This is a genomic window from Pimelobacter simplex, assembly GCF_900114845.1.
Lineage (GTDB): Bacteria > Actinomycetota > Actinomycetes > Propionibacteriales > Nocardioidaceae > Nocardioides > Nocardioides simplex.
In genome coordinates this window covers 325,341-349,735 of record NZ_FOUK01000006.1, presented here as the reverse complement: position 1 = coordinate 349,735, position 24,395 = coordinate 325,341, and the positions used below count along the sequence as shown (strand labels likewise).

Genomic DNA, 24,395 nt, shown 5'->3' with positions numbered 1-24,395 from the left:
GCTCGCATGCCTGCCCCCACCCCCGCCGACCAGGTCGCCTTCTACGCGTGGCTGAGCGACGAGCTGGAGGCCGGCTGCCTGAGCGTCGTCGTGGGCAGTGACGCGTCGGTGTCGGCGGAGTGCTTCGGGATCGACCGTGATGATCCGGTGTCGATGGACTCGGAGCGCTGGTTCGTCGGCCCGCACGCGAGCGTGGTCGAGACCGATGGCCCGGTGAGCATCGTGCTGGAGGACAACGGGTTCGAGGGCTCGCGCTCGGTCGTGCTGCGTCCGGCCTCGAAGGGCGGCAAGGCGGCCAGCATCTTCTGGAACGTCAACGGGATGGTGATCTTCTCCTGCGCGCGGCGCGGGAAGGTCCTGTGGTCCGGCGAGCTGGGCATGGGGGCGGACCTCGACGGGCTGCCTCGCTCCCTGGTCCGCTTCGCCGAGCTGGCGGATGCCGACGACGACGTCGACCCGGTCGCGGTCGGCGCGGCCATGGTCGCCGCGTTCACCGGCGTCGAGGTGACCGCCGGGCCCGTGGAGGACGCCGTGTGGTGCGCGGTCTCCCCGCAGGTCGAGCAGCCGGAGGCGGTGACGGCCGAGACGTCGTCGCTGCAGTGGGACCACCCCGAGCTCCTGGACGCGCTGGTCACCGCTCCACCGACGATGCGGCGTCCGCTCGTGCACGCGCTCGTGCACGCGACCGTCCACCAGGCGAGCCTCGCCGAGAACGAGGTGGCCGCCGCCGTCCTGGCGAGCGTGGCCGTCGACGGTCCGGGCAGCGTGCCGCCGGCGCTCGACGCGTGGGAGCGGCAGCAGGCGCGGGAGAGCGACCGGCTGTGGGTGCTGCAGGACGACGCGGTCAACGCCGGCGGTGTCGAGCCGCTGCGCGAGGAGGAGCTCCGCGTCTACCGGCCCGGCTACGTGATCTCGGCGCTGCGGTACGCCTGCCACGTGGACGACCTCAGCGCACTGCTCGGTGCGGCGAACGCGGCCGTGGCGATCTTCGGCATGGACGACCTCGAGCCGGTGCTGGTCGCCGCCCTGGCGTCGGCGGCGCGGGCCGAGCACGCGGGTGGCACGGTCGCGCTGGCAGGTCTGCCGACGCCGCCGAGTGCGGCGGACCGGGCGGCAGCGCTCGAGGAGCAGCGCCGTGCCCGGGACGAGGACGCGGACCAGGCCGCGCTCGCCGAGGAGGGGGAGCACTGGGGCGGTCGGCCGCCCAGCGCCCGGATGCGGGCGGCGGCCACGGGTGGGGCCCACGCGCTCGCCCAGCGGAACCGCCCGCTGCTCGACCTGCTGGAGCCGCTGGACGACGACGTCCTGACGGCGATCCGCGACCAGGCCGCCCATGCGGTGCTGGCGGACGCCGGGCTGCTGGACCTCCCGTGGGTGGTCGCCGCGACGACCGCGACGGATCCTGTCGACCTCGGCGGCTGCTTCCAGCGCCTCTTCTCCGACCCGGACGTGGTCCACACCGACTTCCTCGGTCCGGACGGGCAGCGGTGGTCCCGCCAGTCGATGGCGCTCCCGGTACTGGCCGCCTTCGGCGTCGCGGACCCGTACGACGCGGCCTGCCACGCGCTCGCCGTCGTCGGCGACGGGCCCCGCGACGAGGCGGCCGCGATCTACCGGTCGATCGGCGAGCAGTTCGGCTTGGAGGGCCGCGCATGAGCGACGACGCGGGGCAGGTCGTCTCGCCCGACCGGCGCGGACGCGGGGTCCTGGTGCTGACCGCCCTGCTCGTCGTCCTCGCCCTCGGCGCCGCAGTGCTGTGGTGGAGCGGCTACCGGGCCTCGGCGCAGGTGATCGCGCACGCCGGACCGCCCCGGTGCCAGGGCACCGAGCCGACCACCTACCAGGACCAGGGAGCGATCGACGACGAGGATCTCGGAGAGGTCTCGATCCCGCTGCGGCGCGGCTTCGCCTGCACCGTCCCGATCCGGGTCGAGAACCTCAGCGACCACGAGGTGACGCTCCAGCGCCTCACCCTGAGCGGCGGTCCCGACGACGGATCGGCCTTCCGGGTGCACTCCGTCGACGGAGTGGAGCCGAGCGGTGACGATCTGGGCGGCGGAGGTGCGCAGGCCGTCGCCGAGGTCGAGCTGGAGCTCGGGCCCGGCGAGGAGGAGGTGCTCCGTGTCCGACTGGTCTTCGGCGAGTCGGGGTGCACCGGCGAAGGCGGGGGAGTGCGGATGTGGCCGCAGGTCCGGGTCGCCGACCAGCTCGCCCGGCACGACGTGGCCGTCGCCGGGTTCCCGCGGCTGCAGGGCACCGCCGACTCCGACTGCGGCCCGAGCGGCCGGCAGCGCGGCTAGGGCGCCGGCTGCACCTGCAGCACCAGCTCACCCGGCTCGGCCGGGTCGTCGCCCCACGCGGTGACGAGGACGTGACCGGGCTCGATGCCGATGTTGGCGTACTCGCGGCTGTAGACGTCGCGCAGCGAGAGCATGCCCTCGGTCTCGATGACGTGGCTGCCGAGCTCGACCAGGCCCCGCGCCGGCCGGTCGGCGACCAGGGTGACGGTCGTCGGGCCGGCGGCGCGGGGACGGATGCCGGTGGCGACGCAGTCGCCGGTGGCCACGCAGGTGCGATCGCCGAAGGAGCGGGGCGGGTCGAAGTCCTCGCGGCCCACGAGGAGCAGGACGGGGCTGGGCAGCTCGACGACGATCGGGGTCACGTCGTCATCGTGCCGGATCGGTCCGACACAACGACGACTGGCGGCTGAGCCGGCCGTCGTCGTCGATCGCGACGACCAGGTCCAGCCCGAGGCGCTCGAGGAAGGCGTGGTCGTGGCTGACGACGAGCAGGGCGCCGCGGTAGCCGGCGAGGGCCTCGACGAGCTGCTCGACGCTCGTGATGTCGAGGTTGTTGGTCGGCTCGTCGAGCACGAGGAGCTCGGCGGGCGGCTCGGCCAGCAGCAGCGTGGCCAGGGAGACCCGGAACCGCTCGCCTCCCGAGAGCGAGCGCACCGGGCGGTCGACGCTCGAGCCGCGCAGCAGCAGACGCGCGAGCTGGTTGCGGATCGTCCCGTCCGGTACGCCGGGCGCGACCGCGCGGACGTTCGCCATCGCGTCGGCGTCCTCGTCGAGGCCGTTGAGGCGCTGGGGGAGGTAGCCGAAGCGGTCGGTGAGCAGCCGCCCGTACGGCGCCCCGGGGCGCGGGTCCGTGCCGGTGACGAGCTGCTGGAGGAGCGTCGACTTGCCGGCGCCGTTGGGACCGACGAGGGCGACCCGCTCGGGTCCCTGGACGACGATCGTGCGGTCGTCCTGGACCAGCTCGACGAGTCGGCGTCCGCGCGGGACGGCGGGGTCCGGGAGCGTGAGGTGGATGTGCTCGTCCCGGCGGACCCGGGCGTCGGCGGAGTCGACCGCGGCCTGCGCGGCCTGCACCTTGTCGTCCAGCGTCGAGCGCATCGAGCCGGCGGCGTTCTGCGCCTTGCTGGCCCGGTTGCCCGCGAGGATCTTGGGGATGCCGCCGTCCTTCTGGGTCTTGCGCGCGGTCCGCTCGCGCCGGGCCAGCTTGGTCTCGGCCTCGACGCGCTGCCGCTTCTCGACCTTGAGCGCCTGCTGCGCCGAGCGCGCCGCCTGCTCGGCAGCGGCCTGCTCCTGCTGCTGGTGCTCGTGCCAGGCGCTGTAGGGGCCGCCGAACGTGCTGAGCCGGCCGTCGTACAGCTCGGCGGTCTGGTCGACGTGCTCCAGCAGCTCGAGGTCGTGGCTGACCACGACGAGCGCGCCGGGCCACTGGTCGACGATCTCCGCGAGCCGCGCGCGGGTCGGGCGGTCGAGGTTGTTGGTCGGCTCGTCGAGCAGCGTGACCGGCGTCCGGCGGATGCGCAGGCCGGTGATCGCGATCAGCATCGCCTCGCCACCGGACACCTCGGCCACCCGCCGGTGCAGGTCGCCGGCGCCGAAGCCGATCTGGTCGAGCAGCTCGTCGGCACGGGACTCGACGTCCCAGTCGTCGCCGATCGTGTCGAAGTGGCGCTGGTCGACGTCGCCGCGCTCGACGTGGTCGATCGCGTCGATGATCTCCTGGATGCCGAGCAGCCCGGCGATCGTCGTCCCGGCGTGCAGGGTCAGGGTCTGCGGCAGGTAGCCCACCGCGCCGACGGTGTCGACGCGGCCGCTCGTGGGCCGGAGCAGGCCGGCGACCAGGCGCAGCAGCGTGGACTTCCCGGCGCCGTTGCGGCCCACCAGGCCGGTCCGCCCGGGGTTGAACGCGCCGTTGAGACGGTCGAGGGCGACGGTGCCGTCGGGCCACTCGAAGGTGAGGTCGTGCAGGGTGATGACAGGGTTCGTGGACATGCTGAGGTCTTCCGTGCAGGGGAGAGAGGGACGGTCGTCTCGAACCGTCGGGCACACGCCCGCGCGCAGGACCCGCCGCGCGCGAGGGCGCGGGCGTAGGGAGTCGTGGCGAAGGCGGCCGCCGGTCCGGCGGCTAGCCTCTGTCGACCTCGATCAGCACGGGAGCAGCCTAGTTCATCGGGCGACTCGCCCCGGGCGGAGCACCTGCTCTGCCATGCTCACGGCGTGAGCGAGGCAGACGCGCCGTTGACCGCGCACCGGGCCCGGGTGGATGCCGCTCTCACTGCGCTCGGGCTCGGCTGGGAGGCCTGGCCCCGGGTGCTGACGGACCGCCGCCTCGATCCCGAGGTGCGCCTGTCGGGGTTGCTGGTGCTGCTGGCGGCCGGTGAGCCTGCGCGGCGCTCCGGCCCGCGGGTGCTGTGGTTCAGCGTCGAGATGCTGACCGACCCGGAGCGGGACTGGCTCGGTCGGGACCGCCAGCCGTGGGACCACCTGTCCCGGGTCCGGCTGCCCTGGACGGCGACCACGGCGACGACGGCTCTCGAGTCCCTCCGCGGTCAGGCGTACGACGACCGGAGGGTGGCGCTCGCCCTGCGCGGCGCGGCCGCGGTGTGCGCGGACGGTGCGGCCGACGCAGCCCTGCTGGAGGCGCTCACCCGCACTGCCGCCGGCCTGGACGGGGCGGCGGACGAGGAGCCGCGCGTCGTCGAGCTGCGGCACCTGGCGCGGCGGACGCTCGCCTCGGCGACGCCGCCGGAGCTGCTCGACCTCTCGCTGCTGGTCGACGGCGACACCTGGTCCGGTCCGGCGCGCGCCGCAGCCCGGGCACGGCCGGCGGACGAGGTGACGGCGCTGGTGCGTGTGCTCAGCGGGCTGGGGCCGCGCAGACCCGCGCAGCGCTGGTGGCGCGAGGTCGGTGCGCTGCTGGAGCCGGCCACCTCGCCGGCCCGGGCGCTGCTGCGGGAGTGGGTCGAGCTCGCGGCCCGCGCGGACGTCGTCCCGGAGTGGCCCGGCTCGCGGGTCGGCTGGTGCTGCGGCGTCCTCTTCGTCGGCACCAACGTGGACGTCGTCCGGGCGGCGGTGCTCGCGACGGCGGCGCTGCCGGCCGAGACGTGGCCGGCGGAGCACCTGGGCGTCATCGCGCGCCGCGGCGCCGAGCACAACGGGATGGCCGGCATGGCCGAGGCGCTGTCACTCAAGACCGCGTCCGCAGCGATCGACGCGCTGGTGCGCCGCGGAGGCGCCGACGACCGCCGGGTGCTGACCGAGCTCCGCTACGCGCTGCGCCGCAAGGACCTGCTGAAGCGGGTCGTGGCGGCACTCGAGGAGGATTGAGCGGCCGGAGTCGCCGCCGGTCGCCGGACGCCGACGGTCCGCGGTCCGAGCCACCACGCGGCGGCCGCGATCGCCAGTCCCGCAGGGATGTCGACGGCGAAGTGCCAGCCCAGGTACACCGTCGCAACCATCGTCCCGGCGAGGAAGACGGCCAGCGCGATCGTCGTGCGGCGCAGGCAGTGCCACCAGGCGAGGCCGAGCAATGTCGCGGTGACGCCGACGTGGAGGCTGGCGAACGCCGAGACCTGGGCGAAGGCGTCGGCCGCGTGAGGATGCGCGAGGAGGTGGTCGCGCTGCGCGAGGTAGCGGGCCTGGGTGTCCTGGATCGGCATGTGGGGGAGCCCGGCGAACTCCTGCGGGGCCTCGTGGAACGGGCCGAGCGAGGGGATCGCATAGTAGGTGGCCGTGCCGAGGATCCACACCCACACGAGCGCGGCGATGCCGGCGTACGCGTCGAGGGTACGACGGGCCAGCGCCACCGCGGCCGGGAAGCCGACCACGACGAGCGACGGGAACGTCTCGTACCAGACCATCAGCACCCACGCTGCGACGTGCGTGCCGAGCAGCTCGTGGAGGAGGATGGCGGGGCTGTGGCCGGCGAATAGCCGGCGGTCCCAGCGCAGCAGCATCGCGTCGCGCGGGGCGTTGAGGACGTCCCAGCTCTTGAGGTTGTGGTAGACGAAGTAGGTCAGCAGGTAGGCGAGCAGCGCGCTCGCGGCCAGGGCCAGGCGGCGTGCCGGCCAGCGCGTGCGGATGGTCGCGGCGACGGCGGTGCGGGTCCACGGTCGTGGGGTGCGGAGCAGTCCGTCGACCACCACGAGAGCAGCGAAGACCCCGGCGGTGATGACGATCCGGCGGGCGAGGAAGTCGCCGCCGGGATCGCGGAACGGGATGCCGACCTGGACCGACCGGGCCACGCCGATCCCCGCGAACACCAGCACGACCGCCCACAACCGCGCGGCGCGCCGCCAGTCCGCGCTCACCCGCGCACCAGCACCCGCCCGGGCGTGCGGCCGACCGCCTCGACCAGGCGGACGGCGAGCGGTCGCACGAGCCGGTACGACGCGAGCGCGATCGCCGCGCCGACCAGCAGGCCGGCGAGCACGTCGAGCGGGAAGTGCGCGCCGACGTACACCCGGGTGGCGGCCATCAGGACCGCAAGCCCGAGCGTCACCCCGGTCAGGACCCGCCGCCGCCCCTGGGCCAGGAGGACCCCGGCGGCGACGGCGCCCGCCATGACGGAGTGGTCGCTGGGGAACGACGGGTCGGTGCTGCGGGCGACCAGGACCAGCGCGTCCGGAACGACGGTGAACGGACGGGGCTCGGCGAATGCGGCGACGAGCAGCTGGTTGAGGCCGAGCGCGACGAGCGCGCCGACCGGCGCCCACAGGGCGGCCGCGACCCGGCGCGGATCGCCCTCCTGGCGGGCCGACCACCACGACAGGAGGAGCAGGACGGCGAACAGCCCCACGCCGTACTCCGCGAAGAGGCGGGCGGGGCCGTGCAGCCAGGGCGTGGCGCGGGCGAGGTGGTTGACCGCACGGAACCACGCTTCCTGGGTCGCTCCTCCGATCGGCACGCCGCGAACCTAGGGGGCGTTGGATGAAGTCCCGATGAAGGTGATCTCCGGGCCCCCTGTCGTACCGGACGAATTGGTCGTGAAAAGGCCCGTTCTACGACCATTTTGTCCGGTGCGACGGGGGATCAGTCGCCGAGGACGGTGCGGCGCAGCACGGCGAACGGGTCCTGGTCGTCGCGGGTGCCGCGCGGTCCCGCGCCCTCGGGCGCCACCAGCCGGCCGGCGTCGCTGCGGGTCCACTCGCGCACGGCCCACCGCTCGCGGATGCGCCAGCCGGACGTCGTCCGGACGAAGTGGTCGACGTAGCGGAAGCCGGAGGTGAAGTTGCGGCTCGGGTCGTCGCGCGGCGTCCCCCAGTGGACGGCGGTCCCGTAGGTCTCCGCGACGGCCTCGTCGCCGGCGACCTCGGCGAGGTGGTTGCCGACGATGTGCATCGTGCCGTCGAGGCGGGGCAGCAGGCCCCGCAGCCACGCGACGTAGTCGTCCGCCGGACCGCTGAAGCCGGTGTGGTGGTCGACGCCGTCGTCGGCGTACACCGCGCGGATGCCGTCGTAGTCGAGGCGGTCGACGGCCCGGCAGTAGCGCAGGACGGTGTCGTGGATCGCGTGGCGGTCGGCGTCGGCTTCGGTCACGAGGTCAGAGCGTAGGGGCGGGCTGGTCCAGCGCGCCGACCCGGCGGCGCATCGCGAAGCCCATCACCAGGAAGATCACGCCCCAGACGAAGGCCACGAGGCCGAGCACGAACGCGATGCCGAGCGCGCCGCGCCCGGGGTTGGCGACGAACAGGATGCCGAGCAGGACGTCGACCGCGGCGCTCGCGAGCAGCAGGCCGCGGGGTGCCGTGCCGGAGGCGACGAGGGCGGCGACGACCTCGAAGACACCGCGCACGATGAGCCAGATGCCGAGGATCCAGGTCAGCGTCACCGCGGTCAGCGCGGGGCTGAAGATGGCGAGGAAGGCCGCGACGAGCGCGACCAGTCCCATCACCACGAGGAGCAGGCGGGCCGCGGCGGGCGTACCGCGCTCGAAGGCCTGGACGAACGACCCCGCACTGTCGAAGAGCGCCCAGAAGCCCCACAGCAGGACCAGCGCGAGGGCCGTGTCGAGAGGCCAGGCCATGGCCGCGATCCCGAACAGGACGGCGATCGCGCCGCGGGCGAGCAGCAGCTTCCACGACAGGTTCAGCCAGTCTCGGGGCATGGGGCGAGGCTACCGCGACGGCGTGTGACCTGCGCCACACCAAACCCCTGCTGCCAAGTGCTTGCGGCCAGCTAGCACCTTTCGTACTCTCGGTATCTGCAACTCTCCGTTGCACCTAGATCGCACCAACGTCGGTGCGGGGAACCGAGGTCCTCATGCTCGCCTACGAACGCATCGGCTCGGGGGAGCCGCTGGTGCTGGTCCACGGGATCGGGCACCGCAGGCAGGCGTGGTACCCGGTGGTCGACCGGCTGGCGGAGGAGCGGGAGGTCGTGCTGCTCGACCTGCCGGGGCACGGCGAGTCGCCGGCGCTGGTGCCGGACGGGCGGCCCGTCCGCGACATCCTGCGCGACATCCTCGAGGACTTCTTCGCCGAGCAGGGGCTCGAGCGGCCGCACATCGCGGGCAACTCGCTCGGTGGCCGGATCGCGCTGGAGGCGGCGGCTGACGACCTGGTGAGCAGTGCGACGACGCTGGCGCCGGCGGGGTTCTGGCGCAACCGGGTCGACTTCGCGTACATCCGCGCGGTGTTCACGGTGCTGACCGGTGCGGCCACGGTCGCGCAGCCCGTGGCGCCGGCGATCCTCAAGACGGGGCCGGGGCGGGCGGCGGCGTTCGGGCTGCTGATGACCAAGGGCAGCCGGCTCTCGCCCGAGGCGGCGCTCGGCGACCTGCGCGGGCTGGTCCACGCCCGTCCGGCGCTCGAGACCATCATCGACGGCGGCTTCCCGTTCGACCGGCCGATCGACCCGGCCGTCCCGATCACCGTCGCGTGGGGCACTCGCGACCTCGTCCTGCTGCCGTACCAGGCCAAGCGGGCGCAGCGGATCCTCCCGGACGCCGACCACATCAGCCTGCCCGGCTGTGGGCACGTGCCGATGATCGACGACGTCGACCGCGTGGTCGACGTGCTGCTGAAGGGCTCGGACCACCCGCGGCTCGGCCAGCGCCGCTACGACGTGGCCTGAGCGCGCGCCGTGGCGCACCGGCGGAGCGGCCCGGCTTCAGTAGGTTGACGTGGTGACCGATCTCCAGCAGACCACCGACGACATCCGCCGGATCATCCCCGTCCTCGACGCGATGCAGGTCGAGGTCGTCGAGCTCGAGCGGACGTCGGTGGCCGCGCGCATCCCGGCCGGGCCGAACGTCAACCACTTCGGCACGGCGTACGCCGGCTCGCTGTTCACCGTGGCCGAGGTGCTGGGCGGCCTGCTGCCCCGGACGTCGATGGCGGTCGAGGGCGGCGTCCCCCTGGTCAAGAGCGTCACCATCGACTTCCTGCGCCCGGCGACGACCGCGGTGGTCGCCCGCGCGTCGATCACCGAGGACGAGATCGCCCGTGTGCTCGCCGAGTACGACGAGCGCGGCAAGTCCGACTTCGAGCTCGTCGCCGAGCTCACCGACGAGGCGGGCACGGTCGTGGCGCGCACCCGTGGTCTGTACCAGCTGCGGCGCTTCTAGTGTCCTGGTCCTGGGACCCCTCAGGCCCAAGGTCCCGGTGCCGATGGGTGGGACGTGGGCGTGGAGCGGGCCGGCGCGAAGGCGATAGCCTGAGCTGTCAGCGATCTTGAGGGAGGGGTCGAGGAGCTGATGGACATGGAGCTGCCCCCAGAGGCTCGGGCTCTGCTGGACGCGGTCGTGGCGATCGGTTCCGACCTGGACCTGCGTGGCGTACTGACGCGCATCGTCGAGGCCTCGTGCCAGCTCACCGACGCCGAGTACGGCGTCCTCGGGATCGTCGACGACGACGGGGCCTTCGTCGACCTGGTCCCCAACGGCGCGGTGGCCGAGACCTTCCAGGAGATCGGCCGGATGCCGCTCGGCGAGGGGCTGATCGGCCTGGTTCCCCAGGAGCGGCGCACGATCCGGGTCGACCGGGTCGGCGAGCACCCCGTCTCGTCGGGCTCGTTCCCCGACGGGCACCCGCCGATCGACAGCTTCCTCGGCGCCCCGGTGCTGGTGCGCAACCAGGCGTTCGGACATCTCTTCCTCGGCAACAAGCGTGGGGGCGCGGAGTTCACGCCGACCGACGAGGCCCTCGTCGAGGCGCTCGCGGGCGCCGCGGGCGCGATGATCGACAACGCGCGGACCTTCGAGGCGGTCGAGTGGCGCCGGCGCTGGCTGGCCGGCACGGCCGAGGTCGGCGGGGACCTGTCCGGCACGGTGCGCGTCCAGGAGGCGCTCGACGAGCTGGTGGTGTCGCTGCGGGTGATGTGCGGCGCCCGGCGGGTGGCCTACGTCCGGGTCGACGGCGAGCTGCTCGAGATCCGCCAGCTCGCCGGCAAGGACGACGGCGCGGCCCGGGTGCTGGAGCGACTCGGCGACACCATCCGGCACGTCACCTCGTCCCGGGTGCCCGAGCGGCTCCCCGAGAAGCACGGCCGGGCGACGCTCGTCGTCCCGGTGCACACGCGGCTGGCGGGCTCGGGCGTGATCATCGTCGACCGGGCGCACGAGACGCCGTCGCTGCAGGGCGTCATGCTCGACCTGGTCACCGTGACGGCGACCCAGCTCGGCCTGATCCTCGACCGCGACCAGGCGCTGCGCGACCGGGCCCAGCTGCTGGTCGCCAAGGACCGCGACCGGATCGCCCGCGACCTGCACGACCTCGTCATCCAACGGCTCTTCGCCACCGGCATGCAGCTCCAGAGCGCGCGCAGCCTCGACATCGACGAGCTCCGTGACCGCGTCGACAGCACGATCAGCGACCTGGACCTGGCGATCAAGGAGCTCCGGGCCGCGATCTTCGAGCTCGGCACCGGCACCGGCCGCCCGCTGCTCGACGACGTCCGCTCGCTGCTGGCGGAGTACGTCCGGGTCCTCGGCTTCCAGCCCGTGCTGCGGGTCCAGGGCCCCGTCGACCGGGCACTCGTGCCCGCAACCGGCGCGCACGTGCTCACGACGCTGCGCGAGGCGCTGTCGAACGTCGCCCGGCACGCGCGCGCGGGCTCGGTGGTCGTCGAGCTGACGGCGTCGTCGGCCTGGTTCCGGCTGCGGGTCAGCGACGACGGCGTCGGGTTCGACCCCGCGACCGCGCCGCGGGGCAACGGCACCGCCAACCTGCGGGCCCGCGCCGAGGGTCTCGGCGGGCACCTCGAGCTCAGCTCGGCGCCCGGTCAGGGCACCCAGCTGGAGTGGATCATTCCGGCCGTGGGCTGAACAGCCCGCCGAGCCCGTCGTCGTCGAGCTCGCTCACCAGGGTGAGGTCGTCCTCGACGGGGGTCGGGACGATCTCCGGGAGGCGCTCCGGCTCGGGCGTCGGCCCGGCGAGGAGCGGCCAGAGCGTGCGCACGAGCAGGCTGACCGCCGTCGCGCCGAGCATCACGAGGAGCACGCGGGTGAGCGCCTCCTCCATCGGGAGCGTCCCGTCGGCGGCGCGGAAGACGGCCGGCGAGGCGAGCACGGCGGCGACGAGGAACACGCGCAGGTCGAGCATCAGACCCCCGCCCCGAGCGCCGGACGAGCGCCCTGGCCGCCGATCACGGCCACCGAGGCGACCTCACGGGCGGCGCCGAGCTCGGCATAGGAGAACACGGGGAGCCGTTCGACCGCGGGTGCCACCAGTCGCCGTACGGCGGCGCGCAGGGCGGGAGCGCAGACCAGGACCGGCCGCACATCGGCGTTCTCGGCCGCGTGAGCCGTCTGGGTGAGCCCGAGGAGGACGTGCTGGGCGACGTCCGGGTCGAGCACGATCACCGCACCCTGGTCGGTGGGGCGCAGACCCTCGAGCATCTGCTGCTCCAGCAGCGGCTCGAAGCTGATCGCGTGCAGCACGCCGTCGGTGACGTACGGCGCCGCGAGCGCCGGCTCCAGCGCGGCGCGGGCCGCCTCGACCAGCGCGTCGTGGTCCTTCGAGGTGGCCGCGCGGATCGAGAGCGCCTCGAAGATCCGGACCAGGTCGCGGATCGGGATGCGCTCCTCCAGCAGGGAGCGCAGCACCCGCTGCACCTCGCCGAGCGGCAGCAGCGTCGGGGTGAGCTCCTCGATGACGACGGGGTGGGTGCGCTTGACGACGTCGGTGAGCAGCCGCACGTCCTCGCGCCCGAGCAGCCGGCTCGCGTGCTGGTGGACGACCTCGGCCAGGTGCGTGGTGACCACGGAGGCCCGGTCGACGACGGTCGCGCCGCCGATCTCGGCCTGGTGCCGCAGCTCGGCCGGGATCCACTTGGCCTCGAGGCCGAAGACCGGCTCCTGCGTGGGCGTGCCGGGGAGCGAGCCGAGGAAGTCGCCGATGGCCAGCACCGTGCCGCGGGGCGCCTCGCCGCGGGCCACCTCCGCGCCGTACAGGGTGATGGCGTAGGTGTGCGGCGGCAGCTCGAGGTTGTCGCGCGTGCGCACGGGCGGGATGACGATGCCGAGCTCGCCGGCGACCTTGCGGCGCAGCGCCTTCACCCGGTCGAGGAGGTCGCCGCCGGAGCGGGTGTCGACGAGGTCGATGAGGTCCGCGGAGAGCTCGAGGCCGAGCGGGTCGACCCGGATCTCGTTGACGAGCGCCTCGGGGGAGTCGGGGACCTGGACCAGCTCGCCGGGACCGCCGGCGCCGCCCGCGTCGGCCGCCGCGCCGTCGGCGTCCTTCTCGACGATCCGGCTCGCGCCGAGCAGCATCAGCCCGCCGGCGACGAGGAACGGCAGCTTGGGCAGGCCGGGGATCGCGCACAGCGCGAGGGCGCCGAAGCCGGCCACCCGCAGCGGCATCTTGCGCTGGAAGATCTGGCCCACGATGTCGGAGCCCATGTCGGAGTCGGCGACCGCGCGGGTCACGATGAGGCCGGTCGCGACGGACAGCAGCAGTGCGGGGATCTGGGAGACCAGGCCGTCGCCGATCGACAGCAGCGAGTAGGTGCTGATCGCCTCGCCGAACGGCATGCCGTACTGCGCCACGCCGATCGCGAAGCCGCCCAGCAGGTTGACGAGCGTGATCACGATCGCCGCGATCGCGTCGCCCTTCACGAACTTGGACGCACCGTCCATCGCGCCGTGGAAGTCGGCCTCGGCGTGCACCTCGGCCCGACGCCGTCGCGCCTCCTCCTCGTCGATGAGGCCCGAGTTGAGGTCGGCGTCGATCGCCATCTGCTTGCCGGGCATGGCGTCGAGGGTGAAGCGGGCGCCGACCTCGGCGACCCGGCCCGCGCCGTTCGTGATGACGACGAACTGGATCACCAGCAGGATCGCGAACACGATCAGCCCGACGATCAGCGAGCCGCCGACCACGAAGTGGCCGAACGTGTCGATCACCTTGCCGGCGTACCCGTCGAGGAGGACCAGCCGGGTCGCACTGACGTTGAGCGCGAGCCGGAACAGCGTCATCACGAGGATCACCGAGGGGAAGGCGGCGAACTCGAGCGGCTTGTGGATGAACATCGCGACCATCAGGACGAGCAGGGCGCCGGTGATGTTGAGCGCGATCATCAGGTCGAGGACCATCGCCGGCAGCGGCACGACGAGCATGACCACGATCATCACGATGCCCAGGGGCACCCCGAGCTTGGTCAGCGACTTCACGGGCATGCGGTGGCACAGCCTCTCGACGAGTGAGCGCCGTCCCTGGCCCTACGTGGCGCCGTCCTGGCGTCGGGAGGCCTATCGGCAGCGGGGGTGGAGGGTTGAGGGGTCATCTCAGCCGATGTGGTCGGTCGTGACGGCGCGACGCCGGCGCGCGCCGGCCAGCACCTCCGGCAGCTCGTCCGTACGACGGGGGGTGCGGTGCTCGCCGCCGTGCTGGCCCGCGTGCCGGCGGCTGAGGACGAAGGCGAGGACCTGCGCGACGGCGGCCCAGAGCTCGCGCGGGATCTCCTGGCCCACCTGGCAGTGGCGGTAGAGGGCGCGGGCGAGGGGGACGTCCTGGACGAGGGGGACCCGCTCGGCGGCGGCGGTCTCGCGGATCTTGGCGGCGATCGCCCCGGCGCCACGGGCGACGACGCGCGGTGCGCCGCGGTCGGGGTCGTAGCGCAGCGCGACGGCGACGTGGGTGGGGTTGACGAGGAGCACGTCGGCGGTGCCGACGTCGGCGATCATCCGGTTGCGGGCGGCGGCGAGCTGACGGCTGCGGATGGCGCTCTTGACGAGGGGATCGCCCTCGGCCTGCTTGTGCTCCTGCTTGATCTCGCTGTGGCTCATGCGCAGCTGCTTGCCGGTCCGGCGGCGCATCATCGCGTAGTCGGCCGCGGCCATGACCAGGCCGGCGAGCGCGACGGTGAGGATCAGGCGCGACACCTCGGCGGTGACCTCGTGGATGACGAGCTCGATGGGGAGCAGCCCGCCGACGAGCGGCATCATCGCCTTGACCGCGCCCCAGGCGAGGAACGCGACGACGGAGCTCTTGACGAGCACCTTCACGCCTTCCCAGGCGGCATGCGGGCCGAAGAGGCGCTTGGCGCCCTGGAGCGGGTTGAGCTTCTTGGCGTCGGGCTTGGCGAGCTTGGGGGAGAGGTAGAAGCCGCCCTGGGCCAGCGCGGAGACGACGCCGATGACGAGCACCATCGCGCCGAGCACGACGAGCGTGACGAGGATGTGCTGGCCGGCCTGGCCGAGGAGCTGGAGCGCGAGCGCCACCGAGGGATCCTCCGCGGCGCGCAGGTGGGTGGCCATCAGGGTGCGCAGCGCGTCGAGCTCGTGGTCCATCAGCGGGCCGAGGGCGAGGGCGACGACAAGGAGGCCGAGCCAGCCGCCGAGCTCCGGCGTCCGGGGGACCTGGCCCTCCTTGCGGGCCTCCTTCTTCTTCTTGGGGGTGGGCTTCTCGGTCTTCTCCTCGCTCGCGCTCGCCATGGGTCACCCCGCTCCCGACATCGTGGCCATGGCGTCGTTCGCGAACCCGACGAGCCGGTCGAGGGCGCCGGGGAGCATCGGGAACGAGAGGCCGAGCAGCAGCAGGGTGAGCCCGACCTTGGCCGGGAACATCACGTTGAGCGCATTGAGCTGGGGAGCGACCTTGGTGAGCAGCGCCAGCGCGAGGTCGGCGACGAAGAGCACGGCGATCATCGGGAGCGCCATCTGCACCGCGACGGTGAAGAACATCGAGAACGCCGTGACGACGACGCCGTCCCAGCTCGACACGTCGGGCATGCCGGTCAGCGGCAGGTAGCGGAAGGTGCTGAGCAGGCCGCCGATCACCAGCAGGTGCCCGCCGGTGACGACGAGCAGCGCGGTCGCGAGGATCTGGTGGAAGCGGCCGAAGACGGTGTTCATGTTCATCGCGAGCGGGTCCCACGCGGACGCCACCGCGAAGCCGCCGAAGAGGTCGATCAGCGAGCCGGCGGCGCCGATCGCGGCGAAGAGCAGCATCGTCACGTAGCCCATGCCGACGCCGATCAGCGCCTGCGCCAGGGTCGCCATCAGCAGGCCGGGGGTGGTGCTGGGCAGGTCCTGGGTGGCCAGCGTGGGCGCCATGGTCAGCGAGAGGCCCAGGGCCAGCACGACCTTGGCCATCGCCGGGATGCCCCGGGTCGCGAACGGCGGGACGACGGCCAGCCACGCCACCACCCGCACGGAGGCGAGCAGCAGCGCGCTGAGCGCGGCACCGTCGACGGAGAGGACCACGTGCTTCCTAGGCGAGGAGGCCCGGGAGGACGTCGAACAGCTCCCGGGTGAAGGCCATCAGGGTGTGCAGCATCCAGTTGCCGCAGAACAGCAGGGCCACGCCCACGCCCACCAGCTTGGGGACGAAGGACAGCGTGAACTCCTGGATCTGCGTCATCGCCTGGAAGAGCGAGATCGCGAAGCCGATCGCCAGCGACGTCGCGAGGATCGGCGCCGACAGCTTGAGGGCCACGAGCATGGTCTTGAGGGCGATCTCGATGATCGCGGTGTCGGTCATGCGGGCGTCACGGCGCTAACCACCTCCGGTGTACGACGCGACGAGGGACCTGATCACGAGCGCCCACCCGTCGACCATCACGAACAGCAGCAGCTTGAACGGCAGGGACACCATCACCGGCGGCATCATCATCATGCCGAGGCTCATCAGGGCGCCGCTCACCACGATGTCGATGACCAGGAACGGGATGAAGATGATGAACCCGATGATGAAGGCGTCCTTGAGCTCCGAGAGCACGAACGCGGGAATGAGCGTCGCGGTCGAGACGTCCTCGCGGTTCTCGGGGAGCTTGCGGTCGGCGACGCTGGTGAGCAGCGTGAGCTCGTCGTCGCCGGTGTTGTCGAGCATGAACGCGCGCAGCGGCTCCATGCCGTCCTTGAAGGCGGCCGTGTTGGACTTGTCGCCGTTGAGGTAGGGCTGGATGCCGGCGTCGTTCATCTGCGACAGCACGGGCGCCATGATGAAGAGGCTGAGGAAGAGCGCGAGCCCGGCCAGCACCTGGTTGTTGGGCGTCTGCTGGAGGCCGAGCGCGTTGCGGGTCAGGCCCAGCACGACGAGCACCTTCGTGAAGCTGGTGCAGGTCAGCACGATCGCGGGCAGCAGGCTGAGCAGCGTCAGCGCGAGGAAGACGAGCAGGCCGTGGCTGGGCTTGTCGGTCAGTCCGGACAGGTCGATCGCGACGGTGCCGCCGTTGCCCGGCCCGTTGGGGCCGTTCGGTCCGTTCGGGTCGAGGGCGAGGACCAGGTGGCTCAGTGCGTTCACGAGGCTCGCCGGCGCGGGGGTGCGCTGTCGGACTGGCCGGTGACGGCGGCGAGCGTCTGCTTCCACGTCTGCGGCGAGAGCACCGAGCCGGCCAGCGGGCCGGTGGCGGCGGGCTGCTTGTGCCGTGGGGTCTCGACCGCGTCGGCGTCGAGCGTGGTCGCGTCGAGGTCGAGGCCGATCTCGTCGGGTTCCACCTCGGTGAGGAGCGTGACCTGCTGCTCGGTCGTGCCGAGGACGAGCACGCGGGTGCCGACCGAGACGATCGCGACTGCCTGGCCGCGGCCGAGCGCCTGGCGGTGCACGACCTGGATCGCCGCACCCGTGGGGGCCTTGAAGCGCCGGTTGACCAGGCGGGCGATGAGCAGCAGCAGCCCGACGACCAGCACCAGCGAGCCGACGAGGCGGAACGCCAGCGCCCCGAGATCGGTGTCCGCGCCGGACATCGTGGTCAGACCGCGGCGTTCGCGTCGAGGATCTCGGTCACCCGCAGGCCGAAGTCCTCGTCGACCACGACGACCTCGCCGCGCGCGACGAGCCGCCCGTTGACGAGGAGGTCGGCCGGGCTGCCGGCGGCGCGGTCGAGCTCGAGGACGGCGCCGGGGGTGAGCGCGAGCAGGTCGCGCACGGTCATCCGGGTCCGGCCGAGCTCGACGGTGACCTCCATGTCGACGCCCTGGAGCAGGTCCAGGCCGCGCGGGGGAGCGGCGGGTGCTCCGAAGGCGGGGACGAACGGCTCCGGGCCGTCGCCCGCCGACAGCGCGGCGGCGGCGACCGCCTCCGCCGCGGTGGGGACGGCGTCCTCGGGGCTGATCGGCGAGCGGGCCCCGGCGAGCGTCGTCTCGGGGACGAGGACGGCGGCCGCGATGCCGGCGCCGATGAGCGGCACCGTGCTGAACGCGCCGCCCAGCAGGGCGCTGATGTCGAGGTCCGCGGAGTCGAGGTCGAGCGTGCGGGCACCGCGGGCCCGGGCACCGAGACGCAGCGCGGCGGCGTCCAGGGCAGGCTGCACGGCGGCGGCGACGTCGAGACCGCCGAGCGGGCTGGACGCGAGCGCCTCGACCAGCTCGGTGCCGACGAGGACGACGACCAGGCCGGGCACGCCGCCGTCCAGCTCCGCGACGGCGCCGCCGGCGAAGGCGGCGGTGACGTGGGGGGAGCCGGGCTGAGCCGGCGCGGGCGTCAGCGGCGTGACCGCCGGCAGTGCCGCGGCGGCCGCCTCGGCGACGGCCTCGGCGAGCGCGGTCGGGTCGAGCACGTCGGAGGTGGCGGACATCAGGACTCCTCGGGAGTGGTGACGATGAGCGCGGCCAGTCGCTGGCCGCGGGTACCGGGGGTGGCGTGGGCGAAGGTGTTGCCGGCGACGGTGACGTCGAGCGGCGCCGACGCCGGGTGGGTCAGCCGGACGACGGAGCCCGGCTCGAGCGCCGAGAGCGTTTCCGGGTCGAGCGCGATCGGGCGGAAGCGCACCGACACCGCGACCGGCACCCGCTGGAACTGCTCCTGCAGCAGCAGCGCCGACTGCGCCCGCTGCGCGCGCTCCCGGTCGGAGACGGCACCGCTGCCGGTCGCGTTGGTCAGGTGGGGGAGCAGGCCGGTGAACGGCAGGCAGATCGACACCCGGTGCGCCCGCTCGCCGATCCGCAGCTCGAGCGCGACGACGACCATCACGTCGGCGGCGCTGGCGACCTGGGCGAACTGCGGGCTGTACTCGATGCCGGTGATCGTCGGCTCCAGCGCGACGATCCCGTCGAGGGAGTAGCGCATCTCGCCGAGCAGGCGCTCAACCAGGCCGGTGATGACGCCGTCCTCGATCTCGGTGAGGGGCCGGTCCGGCTGCTCGTCGGAGCCGGGCCCGCCGAGCATGTGGTCGAGGCACGACATCGTCGCGAAGAGCGGGATCTCCAGGACGCCGGTCCCCGGCATCGGGTCGGCCGAGAACAGGGTCATGTACGTCGAGGGGCCGAGGCTGTCGACGTACTCGGCGTAGGTGCGCTGCTCGATGCCGAGGAGGGTCACCGTGCACACCGTGCGCAGCGAGCTCGTGAACACCGTCGTGGCCTGGCGGGCGAAGCCGTCGAAGCCGAGCTGGAGGGTGCGCTGGTGCTCGCGCGAGAGCTGGATGGGACGCCGGAAGTCGTACGGCGTGGGGTCGGCCGTGCGGGGTCGGCGGCGCGGCCGCTGGAGGGTCACGAGGGGTCCATCGTCGCGGCAGGGGCGGACCTGAGGGGTCGCCCGGCCGCCGGGCGGTCACCACTCGGTGGCCCGAACGGACTAGGGAGGGTCCCGGGTGGGGTCCCGGGTCGACGCCCTACTGGGTGACGAACTCGGTGAAGTACACCTCCATGACCTCACCGTGGTAGCGCTCCTCGAGCTGCTTCTCCAGCTGCTTGCGCAGCGTCTCGCGCACGGCCGGCTTGTTCACCTCGCCGACCGGGAGGCCGCTGAAGACGCCGATCGCGGCGTCGAGCGCCTTGCTCCCGTCGGCCTCCTTGGCGCTCGCGGTCAGCTGCAGCGCCATGCCCAGGCGCAGGTAGTGCCCGCCCGCGAGGTTGACCTGGATCGACTCCAGCGCGACCACCTCGCCGGGCTTCGGGGCACTGTCGCCCGGCTTGAGGACGAAGAACCAGCCGGCGCCGGCGAGCACCGCGACCAGCAGGACCACGATCCCGATCCGACGGGTGCGTCCGCCCTTGGCGGGCGGCTGCTCGGTCGCGGCCGCGGGGGCGGCGAGGGTGGTGCTCACGGTCGTTCCTCCTGACGGGTGACGGGATCGCCCAGGGCCTCCGGGGCGCCGGGAGCGCCTGCGGTGCCTGTGGTGCCGGCGGTCCCGAGGACGGGGTCGTCCAGGCCGGCCTGGCGCCGCAGCTCGTCGTACGCCTCACCCATGAAGGCGCGCGTCTCGGCGGGCGCCTGGCTGAGGACGAGGATGTCGACGCGCTTGTTGACCTTCTGCGAGCCGGCCCGGGCGGGGTCGACCAGGGGCTTGGTGTGGCCGAAGCCGGTCGCCCGCAGCCGGGCGGCGGGGACGTGGTGGATCTCCTCGAGCCGGCGCAGCACGTGCGCCGCGCGGGCGAGCGAGAGCTCCCAGTCGGTGGGGTAGTACTTCGGCTTCACCGGCTCCTGGTTGGTGTGGCCGTCGAGCTCCAGCGGCTCGGACAGGGCGGTCAGGACGGGCGCGAGCGTGTCGACGACGCGCCGGCCGCGGTCGGTGAGAACGGCGACGTCCGGCTCGAAGACGACGTGCTGCGAGACCAGGCTGACGACCAGGCCGCGCTCGTCGATGGTGGCGCGGACGTCGTCGCGCAGGCCCTTGGCTCGCAGCGCCCGGTCGATCTTGCGCCACACCGCGAGCAGTCGCTCGACCTCGACGCGCGCTTCGCCGTACGCCCGGTCGCGGCGGAGCCGGTCGGCCTCCTGCAGCAGCTTCGAGACGGTGCCGCGCTGCGGCTCGGGGACCTGCGCCAGCAGCATCTGGTACGACGACTCGCCGGGGTCGTTGGCGCCCTTGCTGTTGCTGATCGGGCTGGCGCCGTTGAGGATCGACTGCTCGCGGCCGAAGCCGTCGGCGAGACCGTCCTTGAGCTGGGCGTACTTCTTCTCGTCGACGGTCGACATCGCGAACATCACGATGAAGAGCACCATCAGGAGCGTGACCATGTCGGCATAGGTGACGAGCCAGCGCTCCTTGCCCTCGTCGTGCTCCTCGGGCTCCTCCTCGCGGTGCCGGCGGCGCGGCGGACCGGTCCCCGGGCGCGCGGACATCAGGCGGCCTCGCGCTCGGCGAAGCCGGCGGGCAGCAGGGAGCGCAGCTTCTCCGCGACCAGGCGCGGGTTGGCGCCGGCCTGGATGGCGGCGACGCCCTCGATCGCGACCTCCATCCGGGCGCACTCCAGCTCGCCGAGCCGCTTGAGCCGGTTCGAGATGGGCAGCCAGATGACGTTCGCCGACATGACGCCCCACAGCGTGGCGACGAAGGCGCCGGCGATGAGGTGGCCGAGCTCGTCAGGGGTGGCGAGGTTCTCCAGCACGTGGACCAGGCCCATCACGGTGCCGACGATGCCGATGGTCGGCGCGTACGAGCCGGCGTCGCCGAAGAACTTCGCGGCCTGCTTGTCGTCGCGGCGCTTCGCGCGCAGCTCGGCCTCCAGGATGTCGCGGACGTCCTCGGGGTCGGTGCCGTCGATCGCCATCGTCACGCCCTTGACCAGGAACGGGTCGTCGATGTCGCGCAGGCTGTCCTCCAGCGCCAGGAGGCCCTCGCGGCGGGCCCGCTCGGCGAGCGTCACCACCTGGGGGACGAGCGCGTCGGCCGGCTCGACCGAGCCGGTGAAGGCGCGCTTGAGGTCCTTGACCGCGGCCTTCGCGTCGCTCATCGTGCCGCCCGCGACGGTGACCATGATCGTCGTCCCGAGGACGAGCAGCATGGGCGGCAGGAGCAGCAGGCTCATCGGGTTGCCGCCCTCGAGCATGTTGGCGGCGACGATGATCACCAGGCCGAGGGCGATGCCGACCGGGGTGGCGATGTCCTTCATGGGGTGACTCCTCGCGGGGGCACGGCGGCGAGCCGGGCGGTCGGGCGCGGGCTGACGGGCGGCAGGGTGCCGGCATCGGGCAGCCCGGCGCGCGCCACGATCGCCGCGCGGTAGTCCACGACGGCGGCCAGGACGTCGTCCAGGGGCTCCGAGACGAGGTACTTCGTGCCGTCGACGAGGGTCACGACCGTGTCGGGCGTGCAGTCCACGCGCTCGATCAGGTCCGCGTTCAGCAGGAACGTGGTCCCCGAGAGTCGGGTCAACGAGATCACCGCGGCACCTCCGTGTGCGTGGACTGATCGGGGAGCCGTCCGTGGCTCTCCGGTGTTCTCATCGGCCCCCTAGGGAGGTCCTTTAGCGCTTGATGTTGACGAGCTCCTCGAGGACCTGGTCGCTGGTCGTGATGACCCGCGAGCTGGCCTGGAAGCCGCGCTGGGCGAGGATCAGGTTCGTGAACTCGGCCGACAGGTCGACGTTCGACATCTCCAGCGCGCCGGCCATGATCTGGCCGCGCTGCCCCTGGCCGGCGACACCGAGCTCGACCGGGCCCGAGTTGGCCGAGGCGCGGTACGCCGTGTCGCCGATCTTCTCCAGGCCCATCGGGTTGTTGAAGTCGGCCACCGCGAGCTGGCAGACGTCGCGCTGCACGCCGTCGGAGAACACGCCGCGGACCTTGCCGTCCGCCGAGATCGAGTACGACGTCAGCTCGACGCCGGCCGGCAGGGCGAGGCTGTTGAGGTCGACGTCCACGAGGCCGCCGGTGGGCAGGCCCGCGCCGTCGAGCGCGTAGCCCTGCACCCGCATGCCGTTGGGCGCGACGAGCACGCCGGTCTGGTCGAAGGTGAACGCGCCGGCCCGGGTGTAGACGTCCTCCGCGCCGTCGCGCAGCACGAAGAAGCCGTCGCCCTGGAGCATCACGTCGGTCGGCCGGCCGGTCAGCTGCGCCGAGCCCTGGCCGAAGTTGGTGGACGTCGCGGCGAGCTGGACGCCGAGGCCGATCTGGATCGGGTTGGTGCCACCGCGCTCGGCGTTGCCGCCGGAGGCCGCGGTGAGCATCTGGCTCAGGGTGTCGGAGAAGACCGTGGTGCTGGCCTTGAAGCCCGTCGTGTTGGCGTTGGCGATGTTGTTGCCGGTGACGTCGAGCATGGTCTGGTTGACGCGGAGGCCGGAGATGCCGGCGAAGAGCGAGCGAAGCATGGTGTGTCTCCTTCTTCGGTGGGGTGCTGCGGGTGCTGGGGTCAGGCGTTCTTGGTCGGCGGCGTGCCGCTGGGCGGGGTGTAGGTCCCGTTGCCGGTGCCGCCGGTGGGCGGCTTCTCGATCGTCGGCGCGTCGCCGACGCTGATCACGTCGGTGATCGGCACGTGGTGGCCGTCGACGCTGAGCACCGGACCGGACGCCAGGTAGGTCGTGCCCTGGACCTTCCCGCTCTGCTCGACGCCCTTGGCGTCGTACCAGCGCACGGTCTGGCCGATCATCGAGCTCGCGCCGAACGCCAGCTGCGTGCTCAGGAGCATCGCGGTCTGGTCGGCGACGGTCTGCATCTTCTCCAGCGCGGTGAACTGGGCGGTCTGCGCCAGGAACTCCGAGGAGTCGGTGGGGTTGAGCGGGTCCTGGTAGCGCATCTGGGCGACCATCAGCTCGAGGAAGACCTTCTGGTCGCCGAAGCCCTGGGTGCTGCTCGTGGACCCGGCGTTGGACGTGACGCCGTAGCTCGTGGTGATCGGATCGATCGGCATGGGGTCTCCTCAGAGGGTCCGGTCGAGGTGGCCCGGACCCCGGCCCGCGGCGGCGGACGGCGTGGCGGGCGACGAGGTGGTGGTCGACGACGTGGTGGCCGACGGGGTGGGGGTGGTCCGGGCCGGCTCGCCCTGGCGGGACCGCGGGTGCTGGGGGTCCTGGGGGTCGGGGCGGCTCTGCCGGTCCGGATGCGAGCTGCCGGGGTCGGCGCCCAGGGCGGTGCCGTCCGGGGTGCCCGGGCTGCTCGGCGTGGTCGGGCTGGTGGGGTTGGCCGGGTTGGCCGGGGTGGCAGAGGGGAGCGACAGGCCGAAGGGCTCGCGGGCGTGGAGCTGGGCGTGGGTCTGGGCCTGGGGCTGGACCAGCACCCGGGCCTCGCCGGCGCCGGTCCGCTCCAGGAGCCGCTGCAGCTCGGGCGCCCCCGTCGCCAGCGCCCGCTGGACCGCGGGGTTGTCGGACTCCCCGGCCAGCCGGACGTGCACCGCGCCGTCGCGGACCACCAACGTCACCCGGACCTCGCCGAGCTGCTCGGGCTGGAGGGTGAGCGTGATCCGCTGGGTGCCGGGCCGGTCCGTCGGCGTCGACGTCACGATCCGGGTCACCTCGGGGAAGACCTGGCGCACGACGCTCAGCTCGACGTCCGGCTGGACGGGCGGTGGGGCGGGCGACAGCGACAGCGTGGGAGGGGCGGGGGGTGCCGGGGCGGCCTCGTTCTCGGCCGGCGCCGGGGTGGGCGCCGGGGTCTCGGGGGCGGGCGCGACGGTGGCCGAGGTGACCGGCGGCGCCTGCAGGACGGGGGTGCCGGTGGCGGTGGTGGCCGGCCCCGGCGCGAGGGACGGCGCGGGCTGCGGCGTCACGCCGAGCGCGGCGGCGAGCGCGCCGAGGAAGGTGTCCTCGGCACGGCCGGCCTCAGCCTCCGCCTCAGCCGCGGTGTCGGTGTCGGTCTCGGTCTCGGTCGCAGTGCCGGGGCGCTGCTCCGGGGGCAGGCCGGTGGTGAGCGCGCCCAGGAGGTCGGCCAGTGCGGCCTGTCCCGACCCAGAACCAAGTCCCAGCCCCAGTCCCAGCCCCAGTCCCGGCCCCGGTCCCGCCGCTGCCGGTGGTGCGCCCGGCGCCGCCGCGAACGGCAGCACGGGTGTCGGCGTGATGCTCAT

The 24,395-nt window shown here is 73.2% G+C and carries 28 protein-coding genes; 6 read left to right on the top strand and 22 right to left on the bottom strand.

From position 1 onward, the window contains the following. Nucleotides 1–6: 6 nt before the first annotated feature. Nucleotides 7–1,656 carry a DUF6461 domain-containing protein gene (locus BM223_RS23910; RefSeq protein ID WP_038677087.1) on the top strand — a complete coding sequence of 550 codons (1,650 nt, stop codon included), beginning with the start codon at nucleotides 7–9 and terminating at the stop codon, nucleotides 1,654–1,656. Further along, on the top strand, nucleotides 1,653–2,300 hold the full coding sequence (locus BM223_RS23905; protein ID WP_038677088.1) for a hypothetical protein: 648 nt from the start codon (nucleotides 1,653–1,655) through the stop codon (nucleotides 2,298–2,300). Before BM223_RS23910 ends, BM223_RS23905 begins: the two co-directional genes overlap by 4 nt. Here BM223_RS23905 and BM223_RS23900 read toward each other — a convergent pair. Together BM223_RS23900 and BM223_RS23895 are read right to left on the bottom strand one after the other, a co-directional pair. Then, complete coding sequence (locus BM223_RS23900; RefSeq protein ID WP_038677089.1) at nucleotides 2,297–2,662, bottom strand: hypothetical protein; 366 nt, start codon at nucleotides 2,660–2,662, stop codon at nucleotides 2,297–2,299. The genes BM223_RS23905 and BM223_RS23900 overlap by 4 nt on opposite strands. 4 nt (nucleotides 2,663–2,666) lie before the next feature. Then, nucleotides 2,667–4,289, bottom strand: a complete 1,623-nt coding sequence (locus tag BM223_RS23895; RefSeq protein WP_038677090.1) for an ABC-F family ATP-binding cassette domain-containing protein — start codon at nucleotides 4,287–4,289, stop codon at nucleotides 2,667–2,669. A gap of 225 nt (nucleotides 4,290–4,514) precedes the next feature. Between BM223_RS23895 and BM223_RS23890 the strand changes: the two genes are divergently transcribed. Then, a complete protein-coding gene (locus BM223_RS23890) occupies nucleotides 4,515–5,624 on the top strand; it encodes a hypothetical protein (protein ID WP_235319130.1) in 1,110 nt (369 codons plus the stop codon). Here the strand turns inward: BM223_RS23890 and BM223_RS23885 are convergent. The 4 genes from BM223_RS23885 to BM223_RS23870 all read right to left on the bottom strand — a co-directional run bounded on the left by BM223_RS23885 (nucleotide 5,564) and on the right by BM223_RS23870 (nucleotide 8,403). After that, nucleotides 5,564–6,607, bottom strand: a complete 1,044-nt coding sequence (locus tag BM223_RS23885; protein ID WP_052138267.1) for a phosphatase PAP2 family protein — start codon at nucleotides 6,605–6,607, stop codon at nucleotides 5,564–5,566. The two genes, BM223_RS23890 and BM223_RS23885, sit on opposite strands and share 61 nt — an antisense overlap. After that, nucleotides 6,604–7,203, bottom strand: a complete 600-nt coding sequence (locus tag BM223_RS23880) for a phosphatase PAP2 family protein (protein WP_038677093.1) — start codon at nucleotides 7,201–7,203, stop codon at nucleotides 6,604–6,606. Before BM223_RS23880 ends, BM223_RS23885 begins: the two co-directional genes overlap by 4 nt. 125 nt (nucleotides 7,204–7,328) lie before the next feature. Further along, nucleotides 7,329–7,835 carry a nuclear transport factor 2 family protein gene (locus tag BM223_RS23875; RefSeq protein WP_038677094.1) on the bottom strand — a complete coding sequence of 169 codons (507 nt, stop codon included), beginning with the start codon at nucleotides 7,833–7,835 and terminating at the stop codon, nucleotides 7,329–7,331. Between the two features lie 4 nt (nucleotides 7,836–7,839). Beyond that, nucleotides 7,840–8,403, bottom strand: a complete 564-nt coding sequence (locus BM223_RS23870; RefSeq protein ID WP_052138268.1) for an HdeD family acid-resistance protein — start codon at nucleotides 8,401–8,403, stop codon at nucleotides 7,840–7,842. 155 nt (nucleotides 8,404–8,558) lie between these two features. On the opposite strand from BM223_RS23870, the gene BM223_RS23865 reads away from it, so the two are divergent. The 3 genes from BM223_RS23865 (at nucleotide 8,559) to BM223_RS23855 (ending at nucleotide 11,562) form a co-directional block, all read left to right on the top strand. Continuing rightward, entirely contained in the window at nucleotides 8,559–9,371 is an 813-nt protein-coding gene (locus BM223_RS23865) for an alpha/beta fold hydrolase (protein ID WP_052138269.1), read from the top strand. Between the two features lie 52 nt (nucleotides 9,372–9,423). Then, nucleotides 9,424–9,864 (top strand): YiiD C-terminal domain-containing protein, encoded by a 441-nt coding sequence (locus tag BM223_RS23860; RefSeq protein WP_038677095.1) that lies wholly within the window; start codon nucleotides 9,424–9,426, stop codon nucleotides 9,862–9,864. 135 nt (nucleotides 9,865–9,999) lie between these two features. Beyond that, the gene (locus tag BM223_RS23855) at nucleotides 10,000–11,562 is read left to right on the top strand and encodes a GAF domain-containing sensor histidine kinase (RefSeq protein WP_158510176.1); all 1,563 of its coding nucleotides are present in this window, start codon (nucleotides 10,000–10,002) and stop codon (nucleotides 11,560–11,562) included. Here the strand turns inward: BM223_RS23855 and BM223_RS23850 are convergent. From BM223_RS23850 to BM223_RS23775, 16 genes are all read right to left on the bottom strand, one after another. Beyond that, complete coding sequence (locus BM223_RS23850) at nucleotides 11,543–11,839, bottom strand: hypothetical protein (RefSeq protein ID WP_038677097.1); 297 nt, start codon at nucleotides 11,837–11,839, stop codon at nucleotides 11,543–11,545. The two genes, BM223_RS23855 and BM223_RS23850, sit on opposite strands and share 20 nt — an antisense overlap. Continuing rightward, nucleotides 11,839–13,911 carry a flagellar biosynthesis protein FlhA gene (flhA, locus tag BM223_RS23845; RefSeq protein WP_038677098.1) on the bottom strand — a complete coding sequence of 691 codons (2,073 nt, stop codon included), beginning with the start codon at nucleotides 13,909–13,911 and terminating at the stop codon, nucleotides 11,839–11,841. Before flhA ends, BM223_RS23850 begins: the two co-directional genes overlap by 1 nt. 108 nt (nucleotides 13,912–14,019) lie before the next feature. Continuing rightward, nucleotides 14,020–15,168, bottom strand: a complete 1,149-nt coding sequence (locus BM223_RS23840) for an EscU/YscU/HrcU family type III secretion system export apparatus switch protein (protein WP_038677099.1) — start codon at nucleotides 15,166–15,168, stop codon at nucleotides 14,020–14,022. A gap of 3 nt (nucleotides 15,169–15,171) precedes the next feature. Continuing rightward, on the bottom strand, nucleotides 15,172–15,939 hold the full coding sequence (locus tag BM223_RS23835; RefSeq protein ID WP_038677100.1) for a flagellar biosynthetic protein FliR: 768 nt from the start codon (nucleotides 15,937–15,939) through the stop codon (nucleotides 15,172–15,174). 7 nt (nucleotides 15,940–15,946) lie between these two features. After that, on the bottom strand, nucleotides 15,947–16,216 hold the full coding sequence (gene fliQ / locus BM223_RS23830) for a flagellar biosynthesis protein FliQ (protein ID WP_038677101.1): 270 nt from the start codon (nucleotides 16,214–16,216) through the stop codon (nucleotides 15,947–15,949). A gap of 15 nt (nucleotides 16,217–16,231) precedes the next feature. Then, nucleotides 16,232–16,978, bottom strand: a complete 747-nt coding sequence (gene fliP / locus BM223_RS23825; RefSeq protein WP_052138270.1) for a flagellar type III secretion system pore protein FliP — start codon at nucleotides 16,976–16,978, stop codon at nucleotides 16,232–16,234. Beyond that, nucleotides 16,975–17,421: a flagellar biosynthetic protein FliO gene (locus tag BM223_RS23820; RefSeq protein WP_052138271.1), complete on the bottom strand. Its 447-nt coding sequence runs from the start codon at nucleotides 17,419–17,421 to the stop codon at nucleotides 16,975–16,977. Before BM223_RS23820 ends, fliP begins: the two co-directional genes overlap by 4 nt. A 5-nt stretch (nucleotides 17,422–17,426) precedes the next feature. Next, nucleotides 17,427–18,251 (bottom strand): flagellar motor switch protein FliN, encoded by an 825-nt coding sequence (gene fliN / locus BM223_RS23815; RefSeq protein ID WP_038677102.1) that lies wholly within the window; start codon nucleotides 18,249–18,251, stop codon nucleotides 17,427–17,429. Next, the gene (locus BM223_RS23810) at nucleotides 18,251–19,168 is read right to left on the bottom strand and encodes a flagellar motor switch protein FliM (protein WP_038677103.1); all 918 of its coding nucleotides are present in this window, start codon (nucleotides 19,166–19,168) and stop codon (nucleotides 18,251–18,253) included. Before BM223_RS23810 ends, fliN begins: the two co-directional genes overlap by 1 nt. Before the next feature lie 118 nt (nucleotides 19,169–19,286). After that, nucleotides 19,287–19,721, bottom strand: coding sequence for a flagellar basal body-associated FliL family protein (locus BM223_RS23805; RefSeq protein WP_052138272.1), 435 nt, complete (start codon nucleotides 19,719–19,721; stop codon nucleotides 19,287–19,289). Further along, nucleotides 19,718–20,740 carry an OmpA/MotB family protein gene (locus BM223_RS23800; RefSeq protein WP_052138273.1) on the bottom strand — a complete coding sequence of 341 codons (1,023 nt, stop codon included), beginning with the start codon at nucleotides 20,738–20,740 and terminating at the stop codon, nucleotides 19,718–19,720. Before BM223_RS23800 ends, BM223_RS23805 begins: the two co-directional genes overlap by 4 nt. Further along, nucleotides 20,740–21,510, bottom strand: a complete 771-nt coding sequence (locus BM223_RS23795) for a motility protein A (RefSeq protein ID WP_038677104.1) — start codon at nucleotides 21,508–21,510, stop codon at nucleotides 20,740–20,742. Before BM223_RS23795 ends, BM223_RS23800 begins: the two co-directional genes overlap by 1 nt. Beyond that, nucleotides 21,507–21,782: a flagellar FlbD family protein gene (locus tag BM223_RS23790; RefSeq protein ID WP_038677105.1), complete on the bottom strand. Its 276-nt coding sequence runs from the start codon at nucleotides 21,780–21,782 to the stop codon at nucleotides 21,507–21,509. Before BM223_RS23790 ends, BM223_RS23795 begins: the two co-directional genes overlap by 4 nt. 82 nt (nucleotides 21,783–21,864) lie before the next feature. After that, entirely contained in the window at nucleotides 21,865–22,707 is an 843-nt protein-coding gene (locus BM223_RS23785; protein WP_038677106.1) for a flagellar hook-basal body complex protein, read from the bottom strand. A gap of 41 nt (nucleotides 22,708–22,748) precedes the next feature. Then, the gene (locus BM223_RS23780; protein WP_052138274.1) at nucleotides 22,749–23,246 is read right to left on the bottom strand and encodes a flagellar hook assembly protein FlgD; all 498 of its coding nucleotides are present in this window, start codon (nucleotides 23,244–23,246) and stop codon (nucleotides 22,749–22,751) included. A 9-nt stretch (nucleotides 23,247–23,255) separates the two neighbouring features. Continuing rightward, nucleotides 23,256–24,395 carry a flagellar hook-length control protein FliK gene (locus tag BM223_RS23775; protein WP_038677107.1) on the bottom strand — a complete coding sequence of 380 codons (1,140 nt, stop codon included), beginning with the start codon at nucleotides 24,393–24,395 and terminating at the stop codon, nucleotides 23,256–23,258.